The 23,645-nt window shown below is 49.1% G+C and carries 27 protein-coding genes and 2 pseudogenes; 20 read left to right on the top strand and 9 right to left on the bottom strand.

Going from position 1 to position 23,645, the window contains the following annotated elements; translation table 11 throughout:
* Positions 1-10: 10 nt before the first annotated feature.
* The 4 genes from OEY58_17375 to gpmI form a co-directional block, all read right to left on the bottom strand.
* Positions 11-562 carry a DJ-1/PfpI family protein gene (locus OEY58_17375; GenBank protein ID MDH5327231.1) on the bottom strand — a complete coding sequence of 184 codons (552 nt, stop codon included), beginning with the start codon at positions 560-562 and terminating at the stop codon, positions 11-13.
* Positions 559-1,887: a S41 family peptidase gene (locus OEY58_17380; GenBank protein ID MDH5327232.1), complete on the bottom strand. Its 1,329-nt coding sequence runs from the start codon at positions 1,885-1,887 to the stop codon at positions 559-561. The genes OEY58_17375 and OEY58_17380 overlap by 4 nt, the downstream gene beginning before the upstream one ends.
* Before the next feature lie 322 nt (positions 1,888-2,209).
* Complete coding sequence (locus OEY58_17385) at positions 2,210-3,340, bottom strand: peptidoglycan DD-metalloendopeptidase family protein (GenBank protein ID MDH5327233.1); 1,131 nt, start codon at positions 3,338-3,340, stop codon at positions 2,210-2,212.
* 25 nt (positions 3,341-3,365) lie between these two features.
* Positions 3,366-4,970, bottom strand: a complete 1,605-nt coding sequence (gene gpmI, locus OEY58_17390) for a 2,3-bisphosphoglycerate-independent phosphoglycerate mutase (protein MDH5327234.1) — start codon at positions 4,968-4,970, stop codon at positions 3,366-3,368.
* A gap of 332 nt (positions 4,971-5,302) precedes the next feature.
* Here gpmI and OEY58_17395 point away from each other — a divergent pair, with 332 nt between their 5' ends.
* The 7 genes and pseudogenes from OEY58_17395 (at position 5,303) to OEY58_17425 (ending at position 9,045) form a co-directional block, all read left to right on the top strand.
* On the top strand, positions 5,303-5,611 hold the full coding sequence (locus tag OEY58_17395) for a metalloregulator ArsR/SmtB family transcription factor (GenBank protein MDH5327235.1): 309 nt from the start codon (positions 5,303-5,305) through the stop codon (positions 5,609-5,611).
* 325 nt (positions 5,612-5,936) lie between these two features.
* Positions 5,937-6,311, top strand: a pseudogene (locus tag OEY58_17400) (rhodanese-like domain-containing protein).
* Positions 6,312-6,443: 132 nt separating this feature from the next.
* On the top strand, positions 6,444-6,740 hold the full coding sequence (gene grxC, locus OEY58_17405; protein MDH5327236.1) for a glutaredoxin 3: 297 nt from the start codon (positions 6,444-6,446) through the stop codon (positions 6,738-6,740).
* Positions 6,741-6,768: 28 nt separating this feature from the next.
* On the top strand, positions 6,769-7,032 hold the full coding sequence (gene grxC / locus OEY58_17410) for a glutaredoxin 3 (GenBank protein ID MDH5327237.1): 264 nt from the start codon (positions 6,769-6,771) through the stop codon (positions 7,030-7,032).
* Between the two features lie 22 nt (positions 7,033-7,054).
* Positions 7,055-7,480: a thioredoxin TrxC gene (gene trxC / locus OEY58_17415; protein ID MDH5327238.1), complete on the top strand. Its 426-nt coding sequence runs from the start codon at positions 7,055-7,057 to the stop codon at positions 7,478-7,480.
* A gap of 43 nt (positions 7,481-7,523) precedes the next feature.
* The gene (gene secB, locus OEY58_17420; protein ID MDH5327239.1) at positions 7,524-8,018 is read left to right on the top strand and encodes a protein-export chaperone SecB; all 495 of its coding nucleotides are present in this window, start codon (positions 7,524-7,526) and stop codon (positions 8,016-8,018) included.
* Positions 8,019-8,031: 13 nt separating this feature from the next.
* Complete coding sequence (locus tag OEY58_17425) at positions 8,032-9,045, top strand: NAD(P)-dependent glycerol-3-phosphate dehydrogenase (GenBank protein MDH5327240.1); 1,014 nt, start codon at positions 8,032-8,034, stop codon at positions 9,043-9,045.
* Here the strand turns inward: OEY58_17425 and trmL are convergent.
* On the bottom strand, positions 9,042-9,503 hold the full coding sequence (gene trmL / locus OEY58_17430) for a tRNA (uridine(34)/cytosine(34)/5-carboxymethylaminomethyluridine(34)-2'-O)-methyltransferase TrmL (protein ID MDH5327241.1): 462 nt from the start codon (positions 9,501-9,503) through the stop codon (positions 9,042-9,044). The two genes, OEY58_17425 and trmL, sit on opposite strands and share 4 nt — an antisense overlap.
* A gap of 152 nt (positions 9,504-9,655) precedes the next feature.
* Between trmL and OEY58_17435 the strand changes: the two genes are divergently transcribed.
* The 12 genes and pseudogenes from OEY58_17435 to OEY58_17490 all read left to right on the top strand — a co-directional run bounded on the left by OEY58_17435 (position 9,656) and on the right by OEY58_17490 (position 20,197).
* Positions 9,656-10,597: a dihydroorotate dehydrogenase gene (locus tag OEY58_17435; GenBank protein MDH5327242.1), complete on the top strand. Its 942-nt coding sequence runs from the start codon at positions 9,656-9,658 to the stop codon at positions 10,595-10,597.
* 111 nt (positions 10,598-10,708) lie between these two features.
* A complete protein-coding gene (locus OEY58_17440; protein ID MDH5327243.1) occupies positions 10,709-11,326 on the top strand; it encodes a PilN domain-containing protein in 618 nt (205 codons plus the stop codon).
* Entirely contained in the window at positions 11,323-12,042 is a 720-nt protein-coding gene (locus OEY58_17445; protein MDH5327244.1) for a hypothetical protein, read from the top strand. Before OEY58_17440 ends, OEY58_17445 begins: the two co-directional genes overlap by 4 nt.
* Positions 12,035-12,403, top strand: coding sequence for a hypothetical protein (locus tag OEY58_17450; protein MDH5327245.1), 369 nt, complete (start codon positions 12,035-12,037; stop codon positions 12,401-12,403). Before OEY58_17445 ends, OEY58_17450 begins: the two co-directional genes overlap by 8 nt.
* 19 nt (positions 12,404-12,422) lie before the next feature.
* Positions 12,423-14,087, top strand: a complete 1,665-nt coding sequence (mshL, locus tag OEY58_17455; GenBank protein MDH5327246.1) for a pilus (MSHA type) biogenesis protein MshL — start codon at positions 12,423-12,425, stop codon at positions 14,085-14,087.
* Between the two features lie 4 nt (positions 14,088-14,091).
* Positions 14,092-15,807, top strand: a complete 1,716-nt coding sequence (locus tag OEY58_17460) for a GspE/PulE family protein (GenBank protein MDH5327247.1) — start codon at positions 14,092-14,094, stop codon at positions 15,805-15,807.
* A gap of 9 nt (positions 15,808-15,816) precedes the next feature.
* A complete protein-coding gene (locus OEY58_17465; GenBank protein MDH5327248.1) occupies positions 15,817-17,040 on the top strand; it encodes a type II secretion system F family protein in 1,224 nt (407 codons plus the stop codon).
* 210 nt (positions 17,041-17,250) lie between these two features.
* Positions 17,251-17,409, top strand: a pseudogene (locus tag OEY58_17470) (prepilin-type N-terminal cleavage/methylation domain-containing protein).
* 242 nt (positions 17,410-17,651) lie between these two features.
* Positions 17,652-18,170 (top strand): prepilin-type N-terminal cleavage/methylation domain-containing protein, encoded by a 519-nt coding sequence (locus OEY58_17475; GenBank protein MDH5327249.1) that lies wholly within the window; start codon positions 17,652-17,654, stop codon positions 18,168-18,170.
* Between the two features lie 11 nt (positions 18,171-18,181).
* The gene (locus tag OEY58_17480) at positions 18,182-18,592 is read left to right on the top strand and encodes a type II secretion system GspH family protein (GenBank protein MDH5327250.1); all 411 of its coding nucleotides are present in this window, start codon (positions 18,182-18,184) and stop codon (positions 18,590-18,592) included.
* 1 nt (position 18,593) lies between these two features.
* Complete coding sequence (locus OEY58_17485) at positions 18,594-19,106, top strand: prepilin-type N-terminal cleavage/methylation domain-containing protein (GenBank protein ID MDH5327251.1); 513 nt, start codon at positions 18,594-18,596, stop codon at positions 19,104-19,106.
* Entirely contained in the window at positions 19,106-20,197 is a 1,092-nt protein-coding gene (locus tag OEY58_17490) for a hypothetical protein (GenBank protein MDH5327252.1), read from the top strand. Before OEY58_17485 ends, OEY58_17490 begins: the two co-directional genes overlap by 1 nt.
* Positions 20,198-20,200: 3 nt before the next feature.
* Here the strand turns inward: OEY58_17490 and OEY58_17495 are convergent, their stop codons facing one another.
* From OEY58_17495 to OEY58_17505, 3 genes are read right to left on the bottom strand one after another with little or no spacing between them, the layout of a single operon-like run.
* Entirely contained in the window at positions 20,201-20,524 is a 324-nt protein-coding gene (locus tag OEY58_17495) for a hypothetical protein (protein MDH5327253.1), read from the bottom strand.
* Between the two features lie 24 nt (positions 20,525-20,548).
* Positions 20,549-20,854: a DUF3301 domain-containing protein gene (locus OEY58_17500; GenBank protein ID MDH5327254.1), complete on the bottom strand. Its 306-nt coding sequence runs from the start codon at positions 20,852-20,854 to the stop codon at positions 20,549-20,551.
* A 4-nt stretch (positions 20,855-20,858) separates the two neighbouring features.
* Positions 20,859-21,359 (bottom strand): sel1 repeat family protein, encoded by a 501-nt coding sequence (locus OEY58_17505; GenBank protein MDH5327255.1) that lies wholly within the window; start codon positions 21,357-21,359, stop codon positions 20,859-20,861.
* Between the two features lie 533 nt (positions 21,360-21,892).
* Between OEY58_17505 and OEY58_17510 the strand changes: the two genes are divergently transcribed.
* Positions 21,893-22,213 carry a hypothetical protein gene (locus tag OEY58_17510; GenBank protein MDH5327256.1) on the top strand — a complete coding sequence of 107 codons (321 nt, stop codon included), beginning with the start codon at positions 21,893-21,895 and terminating at the stop codon, positions 22,211-22,213.
* A gap of 12 nt (positions 22,214-22,225) precedes the next feature.
* Here the strand turns inward: OEY58_17510 and OEY58_17515 are convergent, their stop codons facing one another.
* Positions 22,226-23,530, bottom strand: a complete 1,305-nt coding sequence (locus OEY58_17515; GenBank protein MDH5327257.1) for a tetratricopeptide repeat protein — start codon at positions 23,528-23,530, stop codon at positions 22,226-22,228.
* Between the last annotated feature and the right edge of the window lie 115 nt (positions 23,531-23,645).

The raw sequence follows: 23,645 nt of genomic DNA on the forward strand, positions 1-23,645 counted from the left end.
GTGAATAAAGTCAAGGGCGCTGTAAGGTGCTTTCTACATTATCCCGACACTGCTTCCCTTCGAGTTCCTCTATCAGCCGTAAGGCGAAATCCATCGCTGTTCCGGGGCCCCGCGAGGTAATCATTTTACCGTCTTGTACCCATGGTGCGGATTGAATTTGGATATCGTTCAGGCCCAGTTTTTCCAGAGTGCCTGGAAAAGCGGTGGCACATTTGCCGGATAACAGGCCTGCTTTAGCCAGTACTTTCGGTGCGGCACATATGGCGGCAATATACTTATCCTGTTGTGCCATGTATTGCAGCAATTCAATCACTCGGGCATCATCCCTGAGGTGATCGGCGCCGGGTAAGCCGCCCGGCAGCGCAATCATGTCATAGTCCTGTTCCAGTGCTTGGTCTAAGGTGGTGTCTGCTACGAGTACCGAGCCCCGGCTGGCCTTTATCGTGGTGTTGTCCAGACCGGCCGTGGTGACTTCAATGCCGGCCCGACGTAGTAAATCCACGATGGTTATGGCCTCAAGTTCCTCACAGCCTTGAGCCAGCGGTACCAGTACTTTTTTCATCGTTTTAGAATATGTATACCTTTTAGCAGATTCAATGCTTCATACAGTTGATAGTCGCTGGTGGCTAGAGACAAAATATCTTCTTTCTTGTCTTGCTTATCATTCTCGCCTTTCTTGTCCTTGGATTTTTTATTGGTGTTATCCAAGCGACCGGCCAGATCCGCTTCTTTGAGGCGGCCTGCACCTTGTTCTTCAGTGCTGGATATTTTTAACGGGGCCAGCTCAATGTCCGGCTGAATGCCTTCCGCCTGAATCGAGCGGCCTGACGGTGTAAAATAACGCGCGGTTGTTAGTTTTAAGGCGGTATTGCCTTGCAGTGGCAGTATGGTTTGTACGGACCCTTTACCGAATGTGCGGCTGCCCATGATGATGGCACGTTTGTGGTCCTGCAGTGCACCGGCGACAATTTCAGAGGCGGATGCAGAACCGCCGTTAACCAGCACTACGACAGGGATACCGCCTGATAAATCCTTGGCGGTGGCATTGAATTTGAGTTCAGAATCGGGAACCCGGCCCTTGGTATATACAATTAAGCCGCTTTTCAAAAAGGCATCACTCACATCCACAGCCGCCTGCAAAACCCCTCCCGGGTTGTTGCGCAGATCCAGCACCATACCTTTAAGGCCGCCGGATTTCTTGGATTCCTTGCGCAGTTTTTTAATCGCCTGTTCCAGGTTATCCCCGGTGTGGGACTGGAATTGGGAAATACGCACATAGCCGAAGCCCTCTTCCAGGGTTTTGTGTTTCACGCTGCGCACCTTGATGGTGTCACGGGTAATCTTGATTTCCAGGGGTTTGTCCGAGCCATCTCGTACTACGGTCAGTAAAATATCGGTACCCACCCGACCGCGCATGATATTGACCGCTTGGTGCAGGGTTAAGCCTTTGACCGGCTGGCTGTCCAGCCGCACGATTAAGTCTCCCGCCTGGATGCCGGCCCGTTGAGCCGGGGTGTCGTCTATGGGAGCGATGACCTTAACAAAACCATCTTCCATTCCCACTTCAATGCCCAGGCCGCCAAACTCTCCCGTGGTATTCACTTGTAAATCTTTATAACCCTCCACATCCAAATAGCTGGAGTGCGGGTCCAGACCTGACAGCATGCCCTTAATGGCATTATCCAGTAAGGTCTTATCGCTTACGGGCTCTACGTAGTCCTGCTTGATGCGGCCAAACACTTCCGTGAGACTGCGTAACTCGTTTAAGGGCAGGGCGGGTGCAGCGGCACGGTTTTTGTCCGCAAAGACACTGTGGCCTATGGTCAAAGTGATCCCCAGCAACAAACCGGTGGTGAGTAGAAGAATTTTGCTAGTCGTAGAGTTCATGTGATTTCCAAGTTAATAAACAAATGAAGTTGTAATCCGTTGTAATGTCGAAGGTTATTACCTTGCCTGGCCCAAATTTTAGCAGAAACTTATCTTGTACATTTATTTTAGACATTAATCAATATGGAATGCCAATGAAACCTTCGCAAAAAGGTGATTTAAGCAGCACTGATTAACTTCTGAGCGCAGTTTTGCCAAGCGCTTCCTTGTTTGCACGGATGTCGTTAAGGAGCGCTGAAGCGTTGAAAAACTTGGAAATATTCCTGCGTTTTTCGTTTTGTACAAACAAATCTGTGCTCGCATCTGTTCATCCGGAGGTGAATCAGGGATTCTTAAGCCATTTAGCGGGATTGACAGGTTTTCCTTTATGTCTAAGTTCAAAATACAGACCGCTGCTTTGTTGTCCACCGCTGGAGCCCACCGAGGCTATGACCTCACTGGGTTGTACCCAGGTGCCGGTGTCCTTGTACAGGCTTTCGTTGTGACCATATAAGCTCATGTAACCGTTGCCGTGGTCCAAAATGACCAGCAGGCCAAAACCTCTCAACCAATCCGAGTACGCAATGCGCCCCGCAGCGATCGCTCTAACCGCTTGGCCGGACTTGGAGCCAATTAATACGCCTTGCCACTTTAGGTCGCCAATATGGCGAGAGCTGCCAAATCGCGCCTTTAGATTGCCTATAGTGGGCCACGGTAACTGTCCTTTTAGCTGGTCAAAGGGACGTTGTTGTAGATCCGGTGGTTGGATTCGAATGGTTTGGACCAGATTTAGCAGCTCTTGCTCGTTTTGCAATAGCTTTTCAAGATCCAGTTTTTTTTCATCGAACTCTTTCCGGTATGCCAATAACGATTGGGCCCGCTGTACATGCAGCTGGCCTATGTGTTGTTTCTCTTTGAGCCGTTCCTCTTGCAGAGCCTGGAGCTGCTGGTTTTTATCGACAATAGCGTTACGAGTTTGGCGTAAGGAGCTTATATCATTTTGCCAGCGTTGAATTTGTTCCAGTCTGGCGCGATTGTAATAATCATAATAACGCAAGGCGCGCGATACTTTCTGTGGGTTTTGCTGATTCAACAGCAATTTGATGTAAGGTTGCCGACCCAGGCGATAACTGGTGCGCACGTGTCGGGCGATGGCCTGGGTATGGTTGCTGAGGCTGTGTTGCAGGGTTTGCTGGGTGTGGTTCAGTTGTTTCAGTCGGCCTTGTTGTTGATCCAGTTGCTGTTGCAGCTCCTGCAACAGGCGGTTGACCTTGCTGATGCCCAGTTCGGTGTAGCGTAATTGTTTTTCCGCGCGAATCTTATGCTGCTTACTTTGTTCCAAAGACCGGCGAATCTGTCCAATTTCGCGGCGTAGCGTCTCGAGTTTTGCATCAGATTCCTGTACGGATGGCGTGTCGAGTTTCGACTCCGGTGATGCGCCGGCATTGTTTGCTAACAGACCCACGGCCAGCATAAGGCTAACCACGGTGGGAGGGGTTCTAACCAATTTTCCGATCGTTACTGGCATCCTCAACAGGATGTAACTTAGGCGTTCCATCTCTTGCCAGGGTGATCAGGGAATCTCCACCCATCTCCGGTGGTTTGTCCAAACCCATGAGGTACAGCAGGCTGGGCGCCACATCAGACAATGCGCCACTTTGGACCAGCGTGGCCGGTCGACCCACATAAATCAAAGGTACCGGGTTGCTGGTATGCGCCGTGTGCGATTGACCGGTTTGTTTGTCGCGCATTTGTTCCGCATTGCCGTGGTCTGCGGTGATAATCGCTTCACCCCCCACTTGTTCCAAGGCAGTTATCACTTTAGCCAGGCAGGCGTCCAAGGCTTCAATGGCTTTTACTGTCGCTTCGTAGTTGCCGGTGTGACCCACCATATCGGGATTGGCATAGTTACAAATGATGGTGTCGTATTTGTCGCTCTTAATAGCTTCTATGAGTTTCTCGGTAAGTGCCGGGGCGCTCATTTCCGGTTGCAAGTCGTAGGTCGCTACATCAGGGGAGTTTATCAAAATACGATCTTCGCCTTCGGAAGCCGTTTCGGTGCCGCCGTTAAAAAAGAAGGTGACGTGAGCATATTTCTCCGTTTCCGCGATGCGCAATTGGCGTAATCCCAAAGAAGCAATATATTCGCCGAACACATTTTGCAGACGATCCGGTGGAAAGGCCACGGGGACGTCGAACTCCGAGCTGTATTCCGTGAGGCTGATAAAATCACCCAGGCTCGGTGTGCTGACGCGATCGAACTCAGCAAAATCGGTCTCTATGAATGGGCGAGTGATTTGGCGAGCGCGGTCGGAGCGATAATTCATGGAAATGACCACGTCACCGTCGTTGATGCACACCGGTTTGCCGTTAGTATCGATAATGCGGGTGGGTTTGACAAATTCGTCGGTCTCGCCCCGAGCATAGGCCATTTCCAATGCTTCGAGAGGGTTTTTTGCTTCATACTCGGCTGTGCCGGAGGTGAGCAAATCGTAAGCGGCTTTGACGCGGGGCCAGCGGTGGTCCCGGTCCATGGCGTAATATCTGCCAACTATGGACGCTATGCGGGCCGAAGGGGTCTCCTGGAAACACTGCATCATTTCTTCCAGAAATTTTGTCGCACTTTTTGGCGGGGTATCGCGACCGTCCAAAAAGGCATGTAAATAAATGGTTTTGGCTCCCCGTTGGTGAGCCAGTTGGACCATAGCTTGAATGTGTTCCTGGTGGCTGTGTACCCCACCATCTGATAACAGCCCAATAATATGTACCGCCTTGCCATTTTCTTTTGCCAAATCAACTGCATCGGTAAGAGTTTGGTTTTTAAAAAAGGAGCCGGTTCGAATGGCACGACTGACTCGGGTAAATTCCTGGTACACCACACGTCCGGCCCCCAGATTCAGGTGCCCTACTTCCGAATTGCCCATTTGTCCGGTGGGCAAGCCGACGTCAGCGCCGGAACCCTTGATCAGGGCGTGGGGGTGTTGTTTCCACAAACGGTCCCAGGTAGGTTTCTTGGCATGATAAATGGCGTTGTTCTCAGGATTTTCGCTGTATCCCCACCCATCGAGAACGATGAGTACGACTGGCTTGTGATCAATGGGCATAAAACTCTTTAACTGGTTGCAAGCGTGGTTAAACTGCTAATTTTAATAAACTCGGGTCTCGAAAACAAAGGTTATTATACATAAAGGTAACAGAGTTGTTTTGGGTAATCTCTGAGCTTTCGGTAGAAAATGGGATTAAATCGAGGTAAATCAAGGTTTCGTTTTATTTAAAAAGTGTAATAATTAGTAATATTAGTAATTACCTAATGAATTATATTGTTTTATAGTTTATTTCTTGTAATGATTGTTAATTATCATACAAAACTCATCGATGCGTAGCATGAAGGATATATGCCTACAATCAGTGGGGCAACAGAACTATGGTGGTAAATATGCATGAAGAAGCGTTAATAACACGGGATGAAGATATTGAGAGAGCATCCCGCTCGATCAAGGCTATGTCCCATCCATTACGATTAAAAATACTCTGTGCCCTGGGTGATCAGGAAGTGAGCGTACAGGATATCGTTTCCATGGTGGGGACCTCCCAAAGTAACATTTCGCAGCACTTGGCTATTTTGCGAGATAAAGGTATTCTTGCCTCGCGCAAGGACGCAAATCGGGTATACTATCGGGTTGGAGACTCACGTACTTTGCGTTTGATCGGGATGATGCGGGAAGTGTTTTGTAGCACGACTTAATGAAGTAACTGTGACTGCCGGCTGTAAGAGAATGCTGCGACTGTATCAGTATAGCGTTACCGGTATTAATGCCGCTTTACTGGGGTAGATACAGGATTGCAGGTTTTGGCAGAGTTTCAATCGGTCTCCATCGGGGTTTTTGGTGTTTGAGCTTGCGAGAGGTAATTTCACCGACCCAAGGACAGGAGTCCTGTCGCAGAAATGAATAAGTGGGTAACTTTAGCGGGGTGCTCGTATTCATTTCCCTCTTTGTATGCTTAAAGGCATACATAACTATCGGGTACATAATTAAAATTGGGTGCGTAACCAAAGGCAGTAAATCCTTATGGAACAATTTGCAGAATTTTTTGGGGAGAACTTGGTACTATTTGCCGCCTTGTTCGTCATATTGTTTTTTCTGATCCGTTCCTGGCTGCCGGGCAGTGTCATTGCCTTGCGGCCCACAGAAGCTGTGCGCCTTGCCAATAGTAAAGATGCTGTTTATCTGGATGTGCGCACAGATGAGGAATATAGCGAAGGCCATATCCTGGATGCCCTGCACATACCATTGGGCTTGTTGAGCGGGCGCATCAACGAAATCGATCAGTTAAAAACTACACCCATCATCATTTACTGCCGCAGCGGTGCGCGTTCAGCACAAGCCGGGTCTGTGTTGAAAAAGCAGGGTTTCACCGAGTTGTACCACATCGGTGGCGGTATTGCTGCCTGGCAGCAAGGTAACTTGCCGATTACAAAAAAAAACAAAAATAAAAGTCGCAAACTAAAACCGGTGAAAACCTCGGAACCGGTAAAAAATGCAGCTGTGGCCCAAAGCAATGAATCCGGAGTTTTGATGTACGTTACTCGGCGTTGTCCGTTTTGTTTGCAAGCGCAGCGTTTGCTGGATGACAAAGGTGTGGAGTATGCACAAATAGATTTGGATGTTGAGCCGGATAAGCGGGCGGAAATGGAACAACGTTCCGGTGGCAGAGATTCGGTGCCACAGATATTTATCGGTGCGCACCATGTGGGTGGATGTGACGATCTTTATGCATTGGACAAGCGCGGCGAATTGGACCCCCTCCTGGGACTGGTGCCGGTGGAAAAAAATTCCGTGATGGACGCCGAGGTAAAATCGCTGGTCCATTGATGTCGGGAGGAGGCTATTGGTTGAGGCTATGACTACTGTGAAGGTCGAAATGTACAGTACACGCTTCTGCCCTTACTGTGTACGGGCCCGGCGCTTGTTAAAGGAAAAAGGTGTTGAATACACCGAATATCGGGTGGATCAAGATGTGGAGCTACGCCACGAAATGGAACAGCGTAGTCAACGCACCAGTGTACCGCAAATTTTTATCGAAGACCGGCACATTGGTGGGTATGATGATATGGCCCAGCTGGATATGAGCCAAGAGTTGGATCTCCTGCTGGGATTGGAATAACGGAAATCGGCGGGGGGAAGTCATGGTGCACGTCGTGTGTCCCGCGTGTGATGCGGTCAATCGCTTACCTGAAGAGAAACTGGGTGCCGGAGGTAAATGCGGTGCCTGTCACCGGCCCTTGTTTACAGGGCAAGTTCTTGAGCTTAACAACGCTCGGTTTCAAAAGCATATACAAAAAAGCCAACTGCCCATTGTCGTGGATTTTTGGGCGTCCTGGTGCGGTCCCTGCAAAATGATGGCCCCGGTTTTTGCCCAATTGGCTCAGGAATTGGAACCACAGTTTCGTTTGGTGAAAGTCAATACGGAAACTGAGCAGGCGTTAGCAGCCCAATTTAATATCAGAAGTATTCCCAGCCTATTATTGTTTGAAAACGGGATAGAAAAAGCCCGCATTGCCGGAGCGATGGATAAGCAAAATTTACTGGCCTGGATACAGCAAAATCGCTAGACTGCTTTTTTCCGGTAAAAACCATAGAATGTAGGAAGTAATAATGACCGAATCCAATCAGGGCTCTGGGGAACAATCACAAGAGCAACCATCACAGCAATTTGTGCTGCAAAAAGTGTATTTGAAAGACGTTTCATTTGAGACGCCTAATTCGCCCGAAATTTTCACTGAGAAATGGGAGCCAACGGTTAATATTGAGCTGAAAACCAACGGCAAGGCTCTGGCCGCAGAGGTGCATGAAGTGGTGTTGGGCATCACTGTGACGGCAAAAGTGGGTGAAAAAGTCGCCTATTTAGTGGAGGTTCATCAAGCCGGTGTGTTTGGTGTCAGCGGTTTTTCCGAATCCGATATGGGGCCTTTGCTCGGTAGTTATTGTCCTAATTTACTGTTCCCTTTTGCCCGTGAAGCCATATCGGATTTGGTTACCAAGGGTGGTTTTCCGCAACTGCTGTTACAGCCTGTCAACTTTGATGCAATTTACCAGGACCACATAAGGCAGGCAAATCAGGAACCCGTTCAAGAAAACCCCGTACACTAGCCGAGCGAATACGGTGAATACCCGCAAGGACAGCATTTCTGTATTTGGCGCCGGTTCCTGGGGTACCGCCTTGGCAGTGCTATTGTCCCGCAATGGGTCCCCGGTGACCTTATGGTGTCGCAATAGCACTCAAGCGCAAACCATGCAGCAGCAACGCAATAATGCCCGCTATCTGCCGGATACCCCCTTTCCTGAGTCACTCCGAATTACGGCTGACCTGGGCGAAGCGGTTCGTGTTTCTCAGGAATTACTGGTGGTGGTTCCCAGTCACTCCTTTCGCGCTGTGGTGCAGGATATTGCCGGCGCCATGCGTCAAGGCCAACGCCTGGCTTGGGCTACCAAAGGATTTGAAAGCCATACCGGGTTGTTGCTTCACGATGTAGTGGCTGAAGTGGTCCACAAGAACTTGTGTACCGCTGTGGTGTCCGGACCCACCTTTGCGGTGGAGGTGGCCAAAGGCTTACCGACGGCAGTGACCGTGGCGTCTGAGTTTGATGAGTTTGCCTCTGATTTGGCCCAGCGGCTGCACGATGACACCTTTCGAGCCTACACCAGTCAGGATATTATCGGCGTGGAGGTGGGTGGCTGCGTCAAAAATGTTTTGGCCATTGCAGCAGGGATTGCCGATGGTCTGGGTTTTGGCGCCAATACTCGCGCGGCCTTGATTACTCGCGGTTTGGTCGAAGTGATGCGCCTGGGCTTAGCCTTGGGAGGGCGACAGGAGACTTTTATGGGTCTGGCCGGGTTAGGTGATCTGGTGTTAACTTGTACCGACGATCTATCCCGTAACCGTCGCCTGGGTCTGGCCATGGGCCGCGGTGCTTCGCTGCAACAGGCGTTGGCTTCTATCGATCAGGTTGTGGAAGGAGTGCAAGCGGCAAAAGAGGTGCGCTCGGTAGCGCAACGAATGAGTGTGGAAATGCCCATAACGGAACAGGTTTATGATGTTTTGTATAATGCCAAATTGCCCCGTGACGCCGTGCACGATCTGCTGGCGCGGGAACAAAAATCTGAAACACTCATTTAGAGTGATTTAAACTCATTTTGGCGCCAAGCTTCATAAACGACCACAGAGGCGGCATTGGCCAGATTGATGCTGCGGCTGTTGGGTCGCATAGGAATTCGTAATACTTGTGTCTCCTTTAGGCTGTGCAACAGCGACTCCGGCAGGCCTCGGGTTTCGGGTCCAAATAGGAGTGTATCGCCGCTTTGAAACCGAGCGTCGGCATATTGGGTTTTTCCCTTGGTGGATAGCGCGTAAACGGTTGTTTCACCGATTGCTGCAAAACAGGCTTGCACATTATCGTGCACTTGAATATTGGCGAACTCATGATAATCCAGTCCGGCACGCTTCAGATGTTTGTCAGACAGGGTAAAACCCAAAGGCTGTACCAGATGCAACTGCGAGCCACAATTGGCGCACAGACGAATGATGGCACCGGTGTTGTGCGGTATTTCCGGTTCATATAAAACAACATTGAACATCGAATTTCTCTAAGTGTCACGGCTTATTGGGAATCCCCTAAGGATTCATTATACCACCGTTACCTCAACAGGAACCCGGCGGCTCATGGAGCAAAAACGGGTTTCAGTGTAATATCGGTGTATTCAAATTCCAAAGCGCCAAGGACATCACCATGTTGAAAGAAGACAGGCCCAGCTTACATTCCCAGTTTTGCGGTATGGAGTTTCAAACGCCATTGGTTCTGTTATCCGGATGTGTGGGATTTGGTGAAGAATACACTCGGGTGGCGGGCTTTTCCAATAAGGATGTGGGGGCGGTGTGTTTAAAAGGTACAACACTGGAACCCCGGTTAGGGAACAAACCGCACCGTGTGGCGGAAACACCCATGGGAATGTTAAATGCCATTGGTTTGCAAAATCCCGGAGCAAAAGCGGTGGTGCAGGACATTTTGCCGCAGTTGGATTTTGAAGAAACTCGCTTTATCGCCAACGTTTCCGGTTCCACCCTGGAAGAGTATGCGGCTGTAACCCGTTTGTTTGATGATTCTCCCATTGACGCTATGGAGATCAATATTTCCTGTCCGAATGTAAAGGAAGGCGGGGTGCAATTTGGCAATGACCCGGATATGTCGGCCCGCGTCGTAGCGGCTTGTCGCGCAGTGACACAAAAACCGTTGATTACCAAATTATCACCCAATCAAACGGATATTGCGGAGAATGCACGTCGTTGTGTTGATGCGGGAACCGATGCTTTTGCAGTCATCAATACCTTAACCGGCATGGCCATCGATATCGAAAATCGCGTGCCGATTATTGGTAATAATCAAGGGGGGTTGTCCGGCCCGGCAATCAAACCGGTTGCCTTGCTGAAAGTGCACCAGGTTTACCAGGTATGCAAACATCACGATATTCCTATTATTGGCCAAGGTGGCATTTGCAGTGCGGAGGATGCCTTGGAATTTCTCATTGCCGGTGCCAGTGCGGTGGGCATAGGAACGGCATTATTTTACGATCCACTGGTCTGCCCTAAGATCAATCAAGGCATCGTCGATTATCTGAAGCGTCACGATCTGAGTGAAGTTTCTCAGTTGGTGGGCACGCTCTGTCTCAATTGAATTGTTGAAAAATTAACACTGTAGCCACAATTGCCCGAGGATTTCGACTCGAGTGGCATAGCAATTGCTCGTTCTAACATTCCTAGGTAAAGCGCATGATCAGGGATTGTTGTGCAACAGCAAATCAATTTATTTCAGCCTATTTTTTGCAAAGAACGCAAATTGCTCAGTTTTGCGGTGTTTCTGCAATTTTTGGCAATTGTGTTGCTCGCGCTAATCGGTTTGTACCTGTATAACTTTTGGCAAGTTCGCGCCACGCAATCACAAATCACGCAATTAAAACAACAACATAACCAGCGGCTGGGGCAATTGGAGCAGATCAGCCGGGAAGCGGCGTCCCGGGATCCGAAGGGCTCACCTGAATATAGAATCCAGGCGCTGCAAGCAGAACTGGATGCCGAAAAATACGTTTTGTCCGTGTTGAGCAGCGCACCCCAAAGCCAGACTCACGGATTCTCCCCTCTAATTCAGGGTATGGCCAACCAGGTTGTGCATGGTTTATGGCTGAAAAAATTCAATATTTCAGAGGGTGGTAAGGATCTGACCATTGTGGGCGCCTCGGTCAGTCCGGAACTGTTACCCAAGTTTCTCCAAGGCCTGTCTAAGGAACCGCAAATGATGGGCAAACAGTTTAGAGTCATGCATTTGGTGCGTGATGCACCGGACCGACCCTGGCTGGATTTCATTTTGTCCTCCGATATAAAAACCAAAACGGGGGAATCGCCATGAAAAGCTATATCCACTATCGGGATAGATTCGAAGCGCTGAGTCTGCGCGAACGCATTCTCATCCTTCTGAGTTTGTTGGCCATACTGTATATGATGTGGAACATGGTGTTGTTAAAGCCACTGGGCGCGCGTCATATAACCTTAAACCAACAAGTCAACACAGTCAGCAGCCAAATCCGCGATATAGATACCAAAATCCGATTTATGAGCCATTCCATCAGTGGGCTGGACCGGCAAAAAGAAAACTACATTCAAAGTTTGGAAAAACAAATCGCCGATATCCGTAATAAAAAGCAACAACTGGCTGTAGGGTTTGTAAAGCCCAAACAAATGGTAGAGATGTTGCAGGTCATGATGAGTAAGGAAAAATCTCTCAAAGTAACTCGTTTTAGGACTCTGGCACCACGCTTATTAGCCCAGAGTTATAAAGAAGAAGTGCAGCCTGTGGTTCCGAAAAAGCGTAAAAAGCCGACCAGGTCCGGGAAAGCGGCCGCAAAAAAGTCCGAAAAGAAAATACCCAAAGTGTACAAACACGGTCTGGAAGTGGAATTTCAAGGTGACTTTAAAAATACACTGGCCTATTTGCAAAAACTTGAAGCGTTACCGTGGCGTTTTTACTGGGATGAGCTCGACTACGAGGTGACGTCATTCCCCAATGCGATGGTGACTATTCGCATCTATACGCTCAGTCTGGACGAGGTATGGGTCAGTGTGTAATCCCTTGGGTAATAAGACTCGGCACAGCCTGTTGCTGGTTATTTTACTGTTTACCCACAGTGCAGCTACAGTCGCTGATCCTACCCGGCCTTTGTATTCCAAGGGGGCTAAGCAAAAGCGTGCCGCGATTCCGGCCCCAATCACACCCGCGTCGCGGTTTGATTTGTCTGCTGTGTTGGTGTCGGGGCAGCGTACTGTGGCGGTGGTTAATGGCCAAATATTGCTGCCGGGAGATAGGGTCGATGGTGCCGTGGTAGCCAAAATCGATCCCGGTTCGGTCACATTGGAGCACAACGGGCGTACCCTGGTGTTGCGTTTGCGAGAAGACGGCGTCAGTGGCTATATAGATATAAAACGATAGTGATTTTAAGGACAAAATCATGTGGTTCCAACTTGAAAGACTCAGTTACCTACTAGTTGTTTTCGCTCTAATTGCAATGCTCAGTGCCTGTGCTGCCACCGAGGTGGATACCAAGCCTTCAGACATGATGCGCAAGCAACTGGAATGGGCCAAGGCTGTTAACCGAAGTCTGGCGCAGGCGTCCAAACCGGCGAATCGGGACAGCGTTAAGACACCGGAACATCGGTTTGATCTCACCGTACATAACGCTCCGGCGCGAGCGGTTTTCCTCAGTCTGGTAAAAGGCACTCCATTTAATATGGTGGTTCATCCCGCGGTGCAGGGTGAGTTGAGCTTAAGCTTAAAGCAGGTAACGGTTACGGAGGTCTTGGATGCCTTGCGCCAAATTTATGGATTTGACTATCGGCGTACCGAAAGCGGTTATCAGGTGTTACCGTCCGGTATGCAAGCTCGAATCTTTCATATCGATTACTTGAATGTAAAGCGAACCGGTGCATCCCAGCTAAAAGTCAGTTCCGGCCGCTTGACCAATGGAGGCGCAGCCTCAGATCAAAAATCGCAAGGGAAAGAAACCGGCGGTAAAGCATTGTCAGGAAGTCGGGTGGATACGGTTTCCTCCGCAGATTTTTGGGCGGAACTGCGTGCTGCCCTGGAGACTATTGTGGGAGATACCGATGGCAGGCGGGTGGTGGTCAATCCTCAGTCGGGAGTGGTGGTGGTTAAGGCGATGCCTGCCGAGTTACGGGACGTGGAAGCCTATTTGGATGCCACTCAGATAATGATAAAACGGCAGGTGGTTTTGGAAGCCAAAATCCTCGAGGTGGAATTACGAGAAGGCTTTCAAGCAGGCATAAACTGGTCCTCATTGTTTACTCCCGGTAGTGATCAAATCGTTGCCGGGCAACACGGTTCCGGTAGCGTGTTTAACGGAACCGGTGTTGGTGATACGGCGGGACAAACAGGGCTGCTGGATACGACTCAACTTCAAAATACCTTACTGAGCCAGTCCTCGGCTTTTGGCGGAGTGTTCTCCATGGCATTAAACTTTGGAGATTTCAGTACTTTTATCGAGGCGCTGGAATCGCAAGGGGACGTTCAAGTTCTATCCAGTCCCAGAGTTTCCACCGTCAACAATCAAAAAGCGGTCATAAAAGTGGGCTCGGATGAGTACTTTGTTACAGGCGTGAAAACCGAAACCACCGTCAGTACCGCGTCATCCCCGCAACAGCAATCCGTCAATGTTGAGTTGACACCGTTTTTCTCTGGTGTGGCGCTGGATGTGATTCCGCAAATTGATGCCAATAATGAAATCACGTTGCATGTACATCCTTCCGTGACCGAAGTAAGGGAGCGTGTAAAAAATATCAATATCAACACCACAGATACCATGAGTGTACCGCTGGCGCTGAGCACCATACGGGAATCTGACAGCATTGTGCGAGCCCGCAGCGGCCAGGTGGTGGTAATCGGTGGTCTAATGCAAAGTTTAGCGCGTGAAGAAACCTACGGAGTTCCGGTGCTAAGTCGTATTCCTATCCTGGGTGGTCTATTTCGTCATCAGCGCCATTCGGTGATAAAAAGCGAACTGGTCATTTTGTTGCGCCCTTTCATTGTTGAGGATAATTCTCAGTGGCAACAGCTGATCGGAGAGTATTTGGAAGGCTCGAAAAACGGGAGTAACTAGTCTTATGGGAAACGCTCAACGTAAACCGACACAAAGAATCCGACTCGGAGATTTGTTGGTAGAGCACAAGCTGATTTCTGAAACACAACTGGCTGCGGCGTTGGATGAGCAGAAAAAAAGTGGTCGCAAACTGGGCCGGGTGTTGGTGGAGAGCGGATACGTCAATGAAGATATGTTGATGAACTTACTATCCACTCAGTTGGATCTGCCGTACTTGGATTTAACCACCTATACTTTTCAACCCGCTGTGTCCCAAACTATGCCGGAAACCCTGGCACGACGCTACCGCGTATTGGTGTTGGAGCAAACCCCAAAGGGTTATGTTGTGGCCATGGCTGATCCGACCAACATTTTTACCTATGATGAAGTGGTTCGGGTACTGAAAAAACCCATTGACGTGGTGGTGGTAAAAGAAAGTGATTTGGTGCTCGGGATTGATAAAGTGTACCAAAGAGAAAGTGATATCAAAAACCTGGCCAGCGAACTCGACGAAGAATTATCGGAGAACGTGTTTGATATAACCACTATGGAGCAATCGGTTGGTATCAGTGAAGCGCCGGTGGTCAAGTTGATTCAAACTCTGTTTGAGGAAGCGGCAAAGATTCATGTTTCAGATATCCACATCGAACCGGATGAAGATGTATTGAGAATCCGTCGCCGTATCGACGGCGTGCTTCACGAACAAGTCATGGATGAAAAACGCATTGCGACAGCATTGGTTTCCCGTTTAAAACTCATGGCCGGTTTGGATATTTCGGAAAAACGTTTGCCGCAGGACGGGCGCTTCAATTTGAAACTGAAGCAAAAGTCCATTGATGTGCGTCTATCCACATTACCTATATCGACCGGAGAAGCCGTCGTTATGCGTTTGTTGGACCAGCAGGGCTTGGTGTTGCGACTGAATAATATTGGATTAACGCCTGTAGTACAGCAGCGTTTTCGCAAAGCCATACATAAGCCCCATGGTTTGCTGCTGGTCACAGGGCCGACAGGTAGTGGTAAAACATCCACATTGTATGCGGTGTTGAACGAACTCAATGCACCGGAAAAAAAAATCATTACCGTGGAAGACCCGGTTGAATTTCAATTACCTCGGATTAACCAAGTGCAAGTCAACTCCAAGATAGGCTTGGATTTTGCCCGGGTGCTTCGCTCCAGTTTGCGACAGGATCCGGATGTGATTTTGATTGGTGAAATACGTGACAAGGAAACCGCAGAGATTGCTCTCAAAGCCGCAATCACCGGCCACTTGGTTTTATCCACGCTGCATACCAACGATGCGGCGGGTGCCGCGATGCGTCTAATTGATATGGGAATGGAGAGCTTCATGGTCAGCTCAGCCCTGCACGCGGTGCTGTCACAACGGTTGGTGCGCAAAGTGTGTGACCAGTGTGCTGAGGACTATATTCCATCTGCCCTTGAGAGGTCATGGTTGGAGCAGCACGGGGTTTTGATGGAAACAGAGGTAATCGGAAAAAAGGGCAAAGGGTGCTCGGCCTGCAGTTTCAGCGGATATCAAGGGCGTATAGCGGTACACGAATTTTTGCAAATCACAGGTGGTCTGGCAGAAACCTTGCGTCTTGGCGACTACACCCGATTCATACAGCAAACTCATGAAGACCCAGCTTATGAAAGTTTGCTGCAACGGGCTGTGCATCTTATGCAGGAAGGGGTGACTTCATTGGAAGAAGTCGTCCGCATAGCCGGCTGGGTGGACTAAGGCTGTATCATGCCCGTCTATCGTTATCAGGCGCGAGGTTCTCACGGAGACTCCATCGTAGGAGAACTGGAAGCGGTTAACGCCGATACGGTAGCATCGCAATTGCTCGATAATGGTTTGGTACCGGTCAACATCGATCCGGTGGAACCAACGTCTGCAGCCGAACTAAAATGGGAACGCCTGTTTGCGGAAAAAGTCAAAGATACGGATCTGATTCAATTCAGCCGCCAAATGTACAGCCTACTCAAAGCGGGAGTTCCGATTTTAACGGCGCTCACCGGATTGCAACAGACCACCCGCAATACCGCTTTGAGTACAGCGATCGGGGGTTTGCTTGATAGTTTGCGATCGGGCAGAGACCTGGCAACCGCAATGAGCGAGCATCCACAAGTGTTCAACCTGTTCTATATCAGCATGATTAAAGTGGGTGAAACCAGCGGTAGTCTGGATGCGGTTTTATTACAGTTGGCCAAATATCTGGAGCGAGATAAAAAAACCAAGGAACAGATTAAATCTGCAATTCGATATCCAATGTTTGTTATTGCGGCGATCGGTCTGGCGCTGGTGATTATCAACTTGTTCGTTATTCCTGAGTTTGCCAGTTTGTTCGCCAAGCTTGGGGGAGAGTTACCCTGGGCTTCTAAAATATTGATGGGAGTATCCCAATTTACAGTTCGGTTCTGGCCTGTGTTGTTGTTGCTCACGGTGGCGGCTGTATCGGGTACCCGCTACTACCTGGGTACAGTGGAGGGGAGGTATCTGTGGGATAAAACCAAATTGAAACTGCCTTTGGTGGGATGCTTGATTCATAAAGCCACGATGGCTCGGTTTACTCGTTTGATGGCCATGTCCATGCGAGCGGGCGTGCCGCTTATCACCGGTTTGACGGTGGTCGCCAGGGCATTGGATAACACCTATGTCGAAGATCGAGTGCTGAACATGCGCAGTGGTATAGAGCGAGGTGAATCCATCAATCGTTCTGCAACCACGGTGGGGATTTTCGATCATTTGGTACTGCAGATGATTGATGTAGGGGAGCAAAGCGGCGCCTTGGACAATTTATTGCAAGAGGTGGCGGAATACTACGAATTGGAAGTGGGCTATGAACTGGATCGAATCAGTGCATCCATAGAGCCCATACTCACGGTGGTGATCGGTGTCATCGTGCTGATCCTGGCGCTGGGCGTATTTCTACCTATGTGGAACATCGCTAACGTGGCTTTGCAAAAATAGTCGCACTGGTGGCATTAAAATGTGGCCGTCATAGTGTCTTTACTGTTAATTGTTTGTGGCCTGAAGTTAACACTTGGTGGATAGGGCAATGAATTCAGTGGGATGCGTCAAAGGTGATAATGTGTCCGTTTAAAGAGAGAAATAGGTTCGACGATATATGAGTATAAGTAACAGGGAGTTGGTAAGGTCATGGTACATTTCGGAGGAATTATGAAAGGCAATCAATCGGGTTTTACGCTAATTGAACTGGTGATGGTAATTGTTATTCTGGGGATTCTAGCGGCCACGGCCGTACCCAGTTTTGTTAATGTCAGCGGTGATGCACGGCAGGCAGCTACGGAAGGTATGGCCGGTGCATTGAGTTCTGCATCTTCCATAAACTATGCGGTTCGCTCTGCCAATGTAGCCAATGGCGTGGCTGTGGCAGCTTGTGCCGATGTGTCCGGCGCGCTTCAAGGTGGGCTGGATGCAGATTACTCCATCACTGAACCTGCAGCACCTAATGCAGATGGTTCGCTGACTTGCACCGTTGCACATGTGAACGGTGAAACAGCAACTTTTATTGGTATACCCATACCCTAAAGGACTGAGTTAAGCCCGGTTGCAAGGAAATGCGGCTGGGTCAATTCAGTCAGCAGCTGATGCAGGGATACCGTTTGCAGGGATTTACTCTAGTGGAGCTGGTCGTTGTTATGTTATTGGCCGGTATTTTATCCGCGTATGCGCTAACGCAATGGCCATCCAACGCTGAACTGAAGTTGCCCAATCAAACCCAACTGTTTGTCAGCGATATACGCCACATACAATCTTTGTCCTTGTCATGGGCACAACCGCTACGGTTGACCCTCAGTGCCGGCTCATACAGCGTCAGTTGTGTGACACCGGCAGCTACCGCGCCATGCAATAGCGCTCCTGTCATCGATCCGGTCACACGCAAACCCTATCAAGTGTTTTTGGAGCCGGGTATAAGTCTAAGCGGTGCCAATATAGATTTTGATGTTTGGGGTCGGCCCGTGGAGTCTGGTGTTTTAATTGGCGCAACCCCCGCCAGGATATTTACACTTTCGACACCAGGGGATTCGCAACAAGTGTTGCTGCAGCCGCTGACCGGGTTTTGTCAGCTGTTTTGAAAGGGCAGAGAATGACAAACGTCAAACTTAATCGCAGTTACAATCTCCGAGGTTTTACTCTGGTAGAACTCATCATGGTGATTATGTTGCTAAGCGTCAGCAGTGCGGTGTTTGTGAGCTTGCTGGGACAAATGGGTGTGGGTGTGCGCAGCAACAAGGATACACAGGCTGCGGCACAATTAGCACAGGAATGCGGCGAATATTTACTGGCCTTGCGCAGAATCCAAGGTTATGTCATGGGGGGTGTGAGTGATTGCAGTTCGTTGGGAGCGTTTGGTGCAGACGGTCCTGCCGCGGTGACTCTGACCGAGCCCTATCTGGGTAATGGTTGTCCGGTCGGTGCCGCGTGCAAACTATTTGATGTGGCCGTTAGTGTCGGGTCGGGTGCGGCGCGGGTTCAATTGATTTTGGTGGACTACTGATATGGCAGGTTATCGCGGTTTTACCTTGGTTGAAATGGTGATGGTGATGCTCATCATCGGTGTACTCGCCGGAGTGACAGCCCCCATATTTTCACAGGGTGTTGTGGCTGCAAGGCTTACGTCCGGTAATTTACAGACTCTGGAGAAACTGCGATATACTCTGGAACGGCTGGCACGTGAGCTGCGCCATGTGAACTACAACGGCTCCGCGTATGAAATGAGTGTGATGAATTCAACAGCGCTGACATTTACTAAAAGTGATGATGCCCTCACCACAGTTTCGGTTTGGCAAAATGCACAAGAGCTGTATTTATCCTATTCCAACCCGGCAGTCAGTGCCGTGCTGTGCGATGAAATTTCCTTATTTAGCCTTGCTTACTACGACAATAACAATGTCGCTACTCTCAATCCGACGGATGTGGCGTATGTGGAGTTGACCTTAAGTTTACAAAGTTCCCTGACCACTGAGGTATTTTCGCAGAGGACTCGAATCAGTTTGCGAGATCGTAGCTAATGCTGTGCAGTACAACGCCCATAAAACAAAACGGCGCGGTCAGCCTCATTACCGTACTGCTGTTATCGACAGTCGTCGTCGTGTTGTTGCTAAGCACGATCACGCAAAGTCGTATCGGTATCAGCGATTCACTTGACGAAAGAGCATCTGTAGCCGCTTTATTTTTAGCGGAAAGTGGGTTGGAGAATGCGGTGCAGCGTTTGTCATCGGCCTCTGTGGCATGTGATGCCAGTTTGGCAGACACGTTCCTTCTGAGTGGCGGAACCGTAAATATCGCGGCCGGTTCTTCCACACATTTTGACGGTGTGACTCCTTTGTCCGCAGGGGAGTGTCGCGTAAATGTCGAAGCGACCATGTCGTCACAGGTGACGCGTCGGATTCAGAGTATCGTCAGTTTTGCAAGCGGTGGCGGAGGTATCGCTGTGACCAATGTGGGTTCGCGGGAGCGGCGTAATCAGAATTTTACCAACTACAATTTCAGTGTGACCGGACCGGATCCGTTTTTAATGGTGGCTGTTGTGGTTTTTACCAGTGCCGGAGAAAGTGTTACGTCGGTAACTTATGATGGTATCCCAGTACCCCTGTTCGGAAGCATTGCTTCGGCGGATTCCCGTTTATTGCTACAGTTACACACGTTACCTGCGCCGGCTTTGGGAGCTAATAATTTACGCGTGGATTTGAGTGATCGTGCTAATTTTGTGGTCGGTGCTATTGCGATGAGTGGAGTGAATCAATCAAATCCGGTGGAGCCTCTGGGCGCAAATTTTGCGACCGGTAGCAGCAACACGTCCGTTTTGAATATTAATACAACCACCAATTCTGCATGGGTTGTGGATGCGTTTGGAGCCCTGTTGCAAACGGCAACCCCTGCTCCCGACGTATCCCAAACTATTCAATGGAGTCTGCGCAATAACGGTGGTGCCAATCGGGTCTGGGCGGCTTCCTCCAGTGTGGGGCCGGTGTCACCGGGCTCGGTGCCCTTGGGCTGGAGCTGGGCGGGTGCCGCCGCCACCTGGATTCAAGGTGCTTTGGCCGTACGCCCAGCCGGTACCGCAACGGCAGTACTGGCTTGGCGTGAATCGGGCTTGTGATCCCTAGTTGGATTTGGCTTCGTGGTCAGCCTGCAGTTGCAGCAGGGTAATGACACACTGAGCCAGATCATCATATTCTCTGCGGCCGGTCCCGTAGTGTTCCTTGCGCCCATAAAAAAACTGGCAGTGAAACCGTTCATCGGAGATTTTGCTGATCACGAAATGGCAGTTTCTGGCTTCCCAGTAAACGGCCGGGCATTCGGTTAAATGGGGTGAATCGGGATCCAGACGCAGTTCCGTGTCTGCCAACTGCAATTCTACGGGCTGTCCGTAGCGCTCGTTTACGGTTTGTTGAATGATGTCCAGTTCCTGATGACTAAATTCCATACTCACGTGTTACCTCAATTCGATTTATAAACGGTAAGCGTCCATGGACAAATCGGCCAATTGGTGGCCTGTCAGTACAATACGTCCTTGGTAACGTAGAGCCCCGTCACTGGTAAACTCAAACAAGTACATGCGGCATAATTGCAACCGCCCGTGTTCATTTCGACGCACCCAGGTTCTTTTCTTAATAACAGTGTCGTCAAGAAACTGCACTTGATAACGCTCACAAGCATCTTTGCCGACACGGTGGGCGATTTCCTTGCAATGAGTGGAATCCCACCAATACCAACTGATGGCCGCCAGAGCAAGCAGGGGCGCCAGCCCTTCCATACCTCTATTTTTTAGATTTCAGGTATTTTTTCTCGTATTCAGCGCTCAGTTTTTTGGCTTTCTTCAGCTGGGCCGGGCTCATTTGTGTCGCCAAGTAATCTATCCCCCACAAGGCGCTGCCCATTTTTTCGACGGCCAAAGCTGAAGCCGCCACACTATACCAGGCATAACTTTGCACAAAATCCCGTTTGGTGCCGGTGCCTTTGGCATACATTACCCCCAGATTGGCTTGAGCTGAAGTAACACCCTGGAGAGCGGCCTTTTGATACCAGTAAAATGCCTTTTCGTAGTTCTTTTTAACGCCGGTTCCGGTGTGATACATAACAGCGATGGTGGATTGCACCTGCGGATCACCTTTTTCCGCTAATTTTTTCCATTCAGAATATGCGGTTTTAAAATCGTACTTTTTGAAGGCGGTCAATCCCTTGTCATAGTTGGCTACTATAGGGGAACTTATGACAAAACTTAGTAGTACTACGGTATAAATAACTACGGCTTTTTTCATTCCTTGCCTCACGATTATTCTCTGGAAACAATGCATTGGGCAAAATATACCATAATCCTGGAGATTGGTGTGAATTCTGGACCCAAAACCAGGGGGCAAAAAAAAGGCCGTAACAGGGCGGCGTCACGGCCGGACAAACATAAATGGGGGCATGGGTTATGTTTGTCTGCGGGGTACGATACAAGAACTTCTATGTCATTGGAAGTAATTTATATCGATATGTATATAATATTGTATTATATGTAACCAATAACCATGAGAAAATTGGCGGTTAGCAAATGGAGTAAAACTCCAGCCTGCGCCATAAAAAATTACGTACGTAGTGCATAAGTAGTTTAGTGCGGGGCAAATAATAGGAATTAAAGCTTTTGTGCTGTTTACCGTTACCCGTATAGGACGCAAAACCACCCGTTTAGTTCCCGGATTTGGGTCCGCGCAATTTGCGGTTGCTGTACAGAAAATTTGGTGTAACATCTGCAGCAAGCAGGAAGTCCGAATTTTAACTTAATTACTGACACTTGGAAGTGAGCTTGATGATGAGAGTAAGCGCATGTTTCTTCATTGCTGTGTTTATGGTGGCTGCGCCGGCAAGCGCTGCAGATAGCGCCAATTCGCCGGAGTATGAAAAAAATCTTGAACAGTTAATGAAAGTGGAAAAACAAATTCGGGAAGAACAAACCAGTAACGAACAAAAAAAAGAACAGATTAAAAAAATGGAAAAAAAAGTGGATTGCAATTTTAATCTGTTAAACGCTTATAAAAGTTGCGATGAAAGTTTTAAAAAGGGCACCGATCCTTATTGGGCTTGCATAAAAGAGGCGAAAAAAGACTTCGAGCAGTGTACTTTTGAGTAAGGCAGACTGGTCCTATTTGACCAAACACACCGCATATCCCCGTTGCGGTTCCCCAAAATCGTATTCGTGTATGACTTCATCCAACCGGGCAACTCTCAGTCCTGCTGCCCCGGCGGTTTTCCGTATATGATCTGCGCTGTGGGCAAAATGCAAATTGTTGCGAATTTGCACCGCGTCGCCCTGGCTTTTGTAAGTCGTAAATAGAAATACCCCATTCGGTGAGATAGCCTGGGCGGCCGCCTGCATCATAGCGGACAGGTCGCCAAAAAATATCAGTACACCTGAAGCGCATACTAACTGGTACCGGCCTGGATTCTGCCGCAAAAACCACTCTGCGTCGCCTTCAGTGAGATGATCATAGAGAGATTTGCTCGCGGCAATTTGCAGCATCTGCTTTGACAGATCGACGCCGTCGAGTTGTTGGGAAAACGGTTTTAGGGCAGGCCCGCAGAGTCCGGTGCCACAACCGAGATCCAACACCGTGTTTTCCATTGGTCGTAAGGAAAGGTCCTTCAACATTGCTTGGATCAACTGTGGTCCCAAAAACTCCATATTGGGACGAGAGACATTTTGGTCCCAGTCGCGTGCCTTTAGGGCATAGCTTTGCCGCACCAATTCGGTAGGGTGTCTATCCGGTAATTCGCCTTCTGACAATCGCGCCATCTTCAGTGCCACACCGCAATCATCTTGCTTGCACAGATGAAGATATTCTTTAAAGTGATACAAAGCCAGGTCTTTTTGTTGCAGTGACATATAGCAGTCACCCAGTTCATTGTGGCTCAGTATATGGTGCGGATGCAATTTGAGCGCTTGTGTAAAGCAGTCAATTGCGTGTTGCGTGTTTTGTTCATCCTTATAGGTTTTGCCTAAATTGTAATAGGCAGCCACAAAAGTCGGGTCGGCATTAATGGCGCCTAGGTAATATTGTATGGCCTGCTCATTACAGTTCAGACGGCGGTATAGAATGCCCAGATTGTTAAGTGCTTCCGGCATTCCCGGGTCAATAGCCAGTGCATCATTAAAATACTTTTCTGCCTGAGTGTCGTCACCACTCATGCGATATAGGTTGCCAAGGTTGTTTTTGATGTATGGAGATCGCGTTGTAACTGATTCGGCTTTTAGAGTGTAATGCAAAGCTTTTCGGGTTTCTCCTTTTTCGGCCAGTAAAGCGCCCAGCAAATAATTGGCGTCGACATGATCCGGGTTGAGTTTAAGGATTTTCTTATACAGTACCTTAGCCGTTGTATGGTCGCCGGCTGAATGTTTATTTTCCGCTTTTTTCAGCCATTTCTTAATCTGCATTGACTGCTGATCCATGTTGCGTTTACCGTCCTAAGTGTGTTAATTATGATATGTTGTTTGTAAGTCTTTGCTCTTTATAACCCAGTTAAACAAGCTTTTAAACCCAGTTGATTCGTTTTTACTAATATAG

It is taken from the genome of Gammaproteobacteria bacterium, from assembly GCA_029882975.1.
Lineage (GTDB): Bacteria > Pseudomonadota > Gammaproteobacteria > SZUA-152 > SZUA-152 > JAJDNG01.

What these genes read in the sequence shown, in the direction of transcription:
- OEY58_17375 (MDH5327231.1), bottom strand. Translation starts at nt 562, where the DNA reads ATGAAAAAAGTACTGGTACCGCTGGCTCAAGGCTGTGAGGAACTTGAG.
- OEY58_17380 (MDH5327232.1), bottom strand. Translation starts at nt 1,887, where the DNA reads ATGAACTCTACGACTAGCAAAATTCTTCTACTCACCACCGGTTTGTTG.
- OEY58_17385 (MDH5327233.1), bottom strand. Translation starts at nt 3,340, where the DNA reads ATGCTGGCCGTGGGTCTGTTAGCAAACAATGCCGGCGCATCACCGGAG.
- gpmI (MDH5327234.1), bottom strand. Translation starts at nt 4,970, where the DNA reads ATGCCCATTGATCACAAGCCAGTCGTACTCATCGTTCTCGATGGGTGG.
- OEY58_17395 (MDH5327235.1), top strand. Translation starts at nt 5,303, where the DNA reads ATGCATGAAGAAGCGTTAATAACACGGGATGAAGATATTGAGAGAGCA.
- grxC (MDH5327236.1), top strand. Translation starts at nt 6,444, where the DNA reads ATGTACGTTACTCGGCGTTGTCCGTTTTGTTTGCAAGCGCAGCGTTTG.
- grxC (MDH5327237.1), top strand. Translation starts at nt 6,769, where the DNA reads ATGACTACTGTGAAGGTCGAAATGTACAGTACACGCTTCTGCCCTTAC.
- trxC (MDH5327238.1), top strand. Translation starts at nt 7,055, where the DNA reads ATGGTGCACGTCGTGTGTCCCGCGTGTGATGCGGTCAATCGCTTACCT.
- secB (MDH5327239.1), top strand. Translation starts at nt 7,524, where the DNA reads ATGACCGAATCCAATCAGGGCTCTGGGGAACAATCACAAGAGCAACCA.
- trmL (MDH5327241.1), bottom strand. Translation starts at nt 9,503, where the DNA reads ATGTTCAATGTTGTTTTATATGAACCGGAAATACCGCACAACACCGGT.
- OEY58_17435 (MDH5327242.1), top strand. Translation starts at nt 9,656, where the DNA reads ATGTTGAAAGAAGACAGGCCCAGCTTACATTCCCAGTTTTGCGGTATG.
- OEY58_17445 (MDH5327244.1), top strand. Translation starts at nt 11,323, where the DNA reads ATGAAAAGCTATATCCACTATCGGGATAGATTCGAAGCGCTGAGTCTG.
- mshL (MDH5327246.1), top strand. Translation starts at nt 12,423, where the DNA reads ATGTGGTTCCAACTTGAAAGACTCAGTTACCTACTAGTTGTTTTCGCT.
- OEY58_17460 (MDH5327247.1), top strand. Translation starts at nt 14,092, where the DNA reads ATGGGAAACGCTCAACGTAAACCGACACAAAGAATCCGACTCGGAGAT.
- OEY58_17465 (MDH5327248.1), top strand. Translation starts at nt 15,817, where the DNA reads ATGCCCGTCTATCGTTATCAGGCGCGAGGTTCTCACGGAGACTCCATC.
- OEY58_17475 (MDH5327249.1), top strand. Translation starts at nt 17,652, where the DNA reads ATGCGGCTGGGTCAATTCAGTCAGCAGCTGATGCAGGGATACCGTTTG.
- OEY58_17480 (MDH5327250.1), top strand. Translation starts at nt 18,182, where the DNA reads ATGACAAACGTCAAACTTAATCGCAGTTACAATCTCCGAGGTTTTACT.
- OEY58_17485 (MDH5327251.1), top strand. Translation starts at nt 18,594, where the DNA reads ATGGCAGGTTATCGCGGTTTTACCTTGGTTGAAATGGTGATGGTGATG.
- OEY58_17490 (MDH5327252.1), top strand. Translation starts at nt 19,106, where the DNA reads ATGCTGTGCAGTACAACGCCCATAAAACAAAACGGCGCGGTCAGCCTC.
- OEY58_17495 (MDH5327253.1), bottom strand. Translation starts at nt 20,524, where the DNA reads ATGGAATTTAGTCATCAGGAACTGGACATCATTCAACAAACCGTAAAC.
- OEY58_17500 (MDH5327254.1), bottom strand. Translation starts at nt 20,854, where the DNA reads ATGGAAGGGCTGGCGCCCCTGCTTGCTCTGGCGGCCATCAGTTGGTAT.
- OEY58_17505 (MDH5327255.1), bottom strand. Translation starts at nt 21,359, where the DNA reads ATGAAAAAAGCCGTAGTTATTTATACCGTAGTACTACTAAGTTTTGTC.
- OEY58_17510 (MDH5327256.1), top strand. Translation starts at nt 21,893, where the DNA reads ATGATGAGAGTAAGCGCATGTTTCTTCATTGCTGTGTTTATGGTGGCT.
- OEY58_17515 (MDH5327257.1), bottom strand. Translation starts at nt 23,530, where the DNA reads ATGGATCAGCAGTCAATGCAGATTAAGAAATGGCTGAAAAAAGCGGAA.